The organism is Nostoc cf. edaphicum LEGE 07299 (genome assembly GCF_015207245.1).
Taxonomy (GTDB): domain Bacteria; phylum Cyanobacteriota; class Cyanobacteriia; order Cyanobacteriales; family Nostocaceae; genus Nostoc; species Nostoc edaphicum_B.
The window spans coordinates 1-5,914 of sequence record NZ_JADEXF010000263.1; the positions used below are offsets into that span (position 1 = coordinate 1).

3 protein-coding genes and 1 pseudogene are annotated in these 5,914 nt (G+C 42.6%); 2 read left to right on the forward strand and 2 right to left on the reverse strand.

Annotation, left to right across the window (positions count from 1 at the left end; genetic code table 11):
* Together IQ229_RS09965 and mutS are read left to right on the forward strand one after the other, a co-directional pair.
* Positions 1 to 205 (forward strand): annotated as a pseudogene (locus IQ229_RS09965) (hypothetical protein); the annotation flags it as partial.
* Between the two features lie 252 nt (positions 206 to 457).
* On the forward strand, positions 458 to 3,118 hold the full coding sequence (mutS, locus tag IQ229_RS09970; RefSeq protein WP_194043301.1) for a DNA mismatch repair protein MutS: 2,661 nt from the start codon (positions 458 to 460) through the stop codon (positions 3,116 to 3,118).
* Positions 3,119 to 3,313: 195 nt separating this feature from the next.
* Here mutS and IQ229_RS09975 read toward each other — a convergent pair whose 3' ends face one another.
* Positions 3,314 to 3,883, reverse strand: a complete 570-nt coding sequence (locus IQ229_RS09975; RefSeq protein ID WP_194043297.1) for a peptidylprolyl isomerase — start codon at positions 3,881 to 3,883, stop codon at positions 3,314 to 3,316.
* 119 nt (positions 3,884 to 4,002) lie between these two features.
* A partial coding sequence (locus tag IQ229_RS09980) for a primary-amine oxidase (RefSeq protein WP_194043299.1) occupies positions 4,003 to 5,914 on the reverse strand: 1,912 nt, incomplete at its 5' end.

Consider the following 5,914-nt stretch of genomic DNA (forward strand, 5'->3'; position numbering starts at 1 on the left):
GTCTATCGAATCCTTACCCAATAGAGGTTATCGTGAAGCTGCATACATCACAGCTATCTTAGTAGTAGGGATTGACGAAGAAGTACCCGAAAACGAACAAGATTATATCTCTGAACTTCAAGAAGCTTTAAATATTTCAGACGAACGCGCACAAGAACTTATAGACGCAGTGTTTGGAGAAGAAGAAGAGGAAGAAGAAGAGTAATATTTTTTGACTTGCAACCCCAGTCATCTACTATCTTTAATTTGGGGTTGCTAAATTTAGAATATGAAATAATTTTCTTTGAATTCAGTTGCTCAGATTCCCGACTTCATGAAGAAGTTGGGAATTTTGCATTGTATCAAAATTAACATTTTTCAGATAAAAGTAAAATATCCTTGAGCGATCGCCATTCAACTTTCACATCACGTTATCATCGGATATTGGGGAATTTCCGTGCGTAACTCGATAGCATCTATGACCGCCTCTCACTCTGAAACTCCATCTACCAAACCCGACGCGAGTACTTTTATTTCTGACCATCTACAGGTGGATCGCAGTAAGCTAAGTCAAATGTACTTGCATTATGTCGAGACGAAGGATAAATATCCTCACGCGGTATTGCTGTATCGGGTAGGAGATTTCTTTGAATGCTATTTCCAAGATGCTGTCAAACTAGCGCAAGAATTGGAATTAGTTCTCACTAGTAAGCAAGCTGGGGAACAAGGACGGGTGGCGATGTCTGGTGTTCCGCATCACGCTTGGGAACGCTACGCGACAATGCTAGTAGAAAAAGGCTATGCAGTGGTAATTTGCGACCAAGTGGAAGATGCTTCTGAAGCTGCTGGGAGATTAGTGCGGCGAGAAGTAACACGCATTCTTACACCCGGCACTTTGCTAGAAGAAGGAATGCTCAAATCCAGTCGCAATAATTACTTAGCAGCAGTAGTAATTGCCGCAAATCATTGGGGTTTAGCCTATGCAGACATCTCTACAGGTGAATTTCTCACAACTCAAGGTAGCGATTTAGAACATTTGACCCAAGAATTAATGCGTTTGCAACCATCAGAAGTGCTGGTTCCGACAAATGCGCCCGATTTAGGTAGCTTGCTGCGTCCAGGAGAAACTTCGCCACATCTTCCCCAGTGTTTGCCACCATCATTTTGCTATAGTTTGCGATCGCAACTTCCATTTTCCCAAGGTGAAGCTAGACCTAGATTATTGCAGAAATTTAAGGTGCGATCGCTCGAAGGACTCGGTTGCGATCATCTTCCCCTCGCCGTTCGTGCAGCTGGTGGTCTTCTCGAATACCTGGAAGATACTCAAAAAGAAAACCCTGTCACCCTTCAAAGACTCCGCAGCTACACTGTCACCGACTATCTAATTGTTGACAATCAAACCCGCCGTAACTTAGAAATTACCCAAACCGTGCGGGATGGCACTTTTCACGGTTCCCTACTTTGGGCGTTAGATAAAACTAGTACAGCAATGGGTGGGCGTGCTTTGCGGCGGTGGTTGTTACAACCGCTACTCGATATTAAAGGCATTCGGGCGCGGCAAGATACCATCCAAGAATTGATGGAAAATACGCCTCTGCGTCAAGATTTACGGCACTTATTGCGCCAAATTTATGATTTGGAACGCCTTACAGGAAGGGCGGGTTCTGGTACAGCTAATGCTAGAGATTTAGTAGCTTTGGCAGATTCCCTCTCACGCTTACCGGAATTATCCAACTTAGTAGTTGAGACGCGTTCTCCATTTCTCAAAGCTTTGCAGAAAGTTCCAAGTGTATTGGAAGAATTGGCACAAAAGTTACACGCACATCTTGTAGAGTCACCATCTATACTAATTAAAGAAGGCGGATTAATTCGCCCTAGTGTAAATCCCCTGTTGGATGAAAGAAAGGCGACTGTAGAAGCAGACCAGCAATGGATTGCCAATTTAGAAGTTGATGAAAGAGCTAAGACGGGAATTTCGACACTGAAGGTAGGATTTAACAAAACCTTTGGTTATTACATCAGTATTTCCCGCACCAAAGCTGACCAAGTACCCGCTAACTATATCCGCAAGCAAACTCTGACCAATGAGGAACGTTACATCACCCCTGATTTAAAAGAACGAGAAGCCCGGATTTTGACGGCGCGAGATGATTTAAATCAGTTGGAATATGAGATTTTTACGGCATTGCGGGAAGAGGTAGCACAAGAGGCGGAAGTAATTCGCAATCTGTCTCGTGCAGTGGCGGCGGCGGATGTATTGTGTGGTTTGGCGGAGTTGGCGGTGCATCAAGGTTACTGTCGTCCTGAAATGTTGCCTGGAAGGGAGATAAACATTGTTGATGGTCGTCATCCTGTGGTAGAACAGTCTTTACCTGCGGGATTCTTTGTGCCGAATTCGACGCAATTGGGTCAAGAGTCATTAGTCATTAGTCATACCCTGCGGGAAGGCGAAACGCCTATGTCATTAGTAGATGAACAAGAACAAATAACAAATGACCAAGGACAAAGGACAAATGACTATCCTGACTTAATTATTCTTACTGGGCCAAACGCCAGTGGCAAAAGTTGTTATTTGCGTCAGGTGGGATTAATTCAGTTAATGGCGCAGATTGGTAGTTTTGTACCAGCTAGATTTGCCAGATTGGGAATATGCGATCGTATTTTCACCCGTGTCGGTGCAGTAGATGATTTAGCAACTGGTCAATCTACCTTCATGGTGGAGATGAATGAAACTGCAAATATTCTCAACCATGCTACATCTAGATCGTTGGTATTATTAGATGAAATTGGTCGCGGGACAGCAACATTTGATGGTCTTTCTATAGCTTGGGCGGTGGCAGAATATATAGCAGTAGATATTCGATCGCGCACAATTTTTGCCACTCACTACCACGAGTTAAATGAACTGGCTAGCATTATCCCGAATGTGACTAATTATCAGGTGACGGTGAAAGAATTACCCGACCAAATTATCTTTTTGCACCAAGTTCAACCAGGAGGTGCTGATAAGTCTTATGGAATTGAAGCGGGAAGATTGGCGGGTTTACCAGCCGTAGTTATTCAACGCGCAAAACAAGTGATGGGGCAAATTGAAAAACACAGTAAGATTGCGATGGGACTACAAAATCTCGATGGGTAAAAAAGTTTGTAGTAAAGCCCTAGCGACTAGAAGTCGCGGCTACACAGACAAAACCTGCCTACGCAGGTTAAAAACCCTTAATTTTTCTTAGTCCACGGAGGTGGACTTTGTTTGTGTAGTAGCGAATTCTATTCGCCCAATACTTTTAAAACATCCTCTAAGTACTAAAGTGCTTACTACAAACCGGGGTGTTAATTACTGCCGAAAAATTTCTACTTTTTGTAACACCACTTCTTGATTTGGACGATCTCTAGTTGTAGGCACATTAGCGATCTTGTTGACTATATCTAGACCTTGGACAACTTCACCAAAAACACTGTGTTTGTTGTCAAGGTGAGGTGTTGGTGCTTCTGTAATGAACCATTGTGAACCATTAGTACCGCGTCCGGCATTAGCCATCGACAAGATACCTGCACGAGTGTGTCTCAATTCAGGATGAAACTCATCCTCAAATTGATATCCCGGGCCACCAGTACCCCATCGGTTGGCCATATCTGGATAACGACTCAGAGGATCGCCACACTGAATCATAAAATCAGGGATGACCCGGTGAAAGCGAACTCCATCGTAAGCTGGAGTTCCTTTACCAGATTGACCTGTTTTAGGGTCTTTCCAGTCGATTGTTCCAGTTGCTAGACCGACAAAATTTTTGACGGTGTTGGGGGTTCGCTCTTCTTCTAAACGAACTACAATTTCACCCAAGGAAGTAATTAAACGAGCGTGCAGTGTTCCATCACCGGGAATATTAATTTCTGGAAAGTTCATTAGATATCCTATTTTAACCAATGCCAGTATTTGAACTATATAAGTTTATCAGTATTCAAGTTACCGCCTTTAGACATGAAAAAAAACCTGAAGGCAGGAAACTTGAGCCAACAAATATTTTACTCAGGCAAATTTATCGCGGGATTCCGGCTAAAGAATCCTCTAGGGATTAGCTTAAAGCCAACTCGGTGAACAGGCATCACGGGCCAATCTTCCGATCGCGGAATATGAGTTACGCCCATTGTGTACCACAGTACGATATCTTCACCCATCAAAGCTTCATCGTCTGCAATATATTTTGGTAAACCCTGTCCAGCTTGAGTTTGGTTGGGATAATCTCCGCCAGCATAAAGTTCAGTAGGTTTATATTTTGTTACCCACACGTGATGAGTTGCAAATTCTGCCCGTTGACGGATTTTTGAACCTTCCACAGGGAAAAATATCGAATTTCCTTCAGGCATCAGCATATATCCAGGCGCAGCACCGAGAGCATTCTTTTTGTCTGCGCTAACAATCATCCATTTCCGACTGCTTTTCATATCCAAATCGCGCACAGCAGCCGTTTCTTTAGCTAGTGGGGTTTCTGCAACTGCGATCGCATTTCCTAAAGGATTTTTCTCATCCATCGGCAAAGCTTTCACATTCATTTCCATCGCAGAATTAGCCTGACCATCAACATCGAAATCTAGGCGATAATTGAAAAAGTGCTGATGATTCACTCCAAAGATATTCTTAGCAATTAACCGACCATAGGAATCATCATCAGATTGCTTTTGGGCAGCCGTTCCTTGCGCCAGTACGATACCTGTTAATTCATTTTGGACTTCCAAAGTCCCATCTTGGTGAAAGATCCAATTGATGCTGTAATCATAGTTATCAATGGCTACCGTCATCTTCATGACTAATTCTCGACTGCGACGGACATCATTACGTTGAGTATTATATTCATAGTGTTTCCACAGCATTCCGCGATCGCGCTCGTAGATACCGATAACCCCTGGTATTTGATAAGGTTCTCCCTGCTCATTAGCAAATACAGCATTTAGCAACAAGCCATTTCCGGGAATTTCTTTACCTAATTCCATCGTATTTGCTAGTAAACCTAAGTTGTATTCTCCAACATCAAAGGCATTTCTGAACGACCAAGTAGGTTCAGGATTACCATAAGGTACTACCATTTCTGAGAGGCTAGCACGGTATAAAACTGGTCGAATATTTTCCCCATCTTTATGCGTCACTTGATAGAGCATTAATCCATTACGAGGATGCATTAAATAGCGAAACTTCCAACCTTGCCAGCTAATTTCATTGTCTTCTATCTGGAAACTTCTACCATTAGGTTGAAGTATTTTCAATGCTTTCAGTGGTGACAGTAATTTACCCAAGGATTTGAGATCGTAATCCCAGTTTTCTTGAGAGAAAGGTACGTTTCCTCTATCAACAAAATTAGCAATTTTACCCGTATTTAAATTGACTGTTGCTAAGACTCCTTCAATGGGACTACCGTAATAGTTCCAGCCTTTACCTTTGTAGTAAGATAAGCCGCGACAAAGACGATTACCTGTTGCTTCTTCCTGTTCGCTGAGAATTCCTGGAGACCACCAACTGATTTTAACTCGATCGAAATCGGTAATTCCCCGCTTTTGCATCGCTCTTTGCCATCGGGGATCGGCTTTAACTACCTGAGTTGCTAGTTCATATTCTGAATTAACGATCGCAGGTTGAACAGACGGTATTTCTTTCCAAGAACTTAAGGTTTTGCTTTTTAGGTCAACGATACCTTCAAAGGTTTTGTTTTCTGAACGTTCATAGATTACCAAAAAAGCTTTTCGCTGGAATACTTTACCAGGTGTAAAATTTAGAACTTCTTCTTTATCTGGTTCTTGTAAAGCAATAAGTGGAAAAGCTGCCATTTCGCTCAAAGTTTTTTTTCTTTGGATGACCGAAACAGCTGTGCTAATTTCTGACTCGGTTAGCGAAATGAGAGGATGGGAAATCGAAGGCTGTTGAGCCGTCAATGTTTCCATTAAT

Excerpts from the sequence above, each read along its gene's own strand:
- IQ229_RS09975 (WP_194043297.1), bottom strand. The coding sequence starts at position 3,883 with ATGAACTTTCCAGAAATTAATATTCCCGGTGATGGAACACTGCACGCT.
- mutS (WP_194043301.1), top strand. The coding sequence starts at position 458 with ATGACCGCCTCTCACTCTGAAACTCCATCTACCAAACCCGACGCGAGT.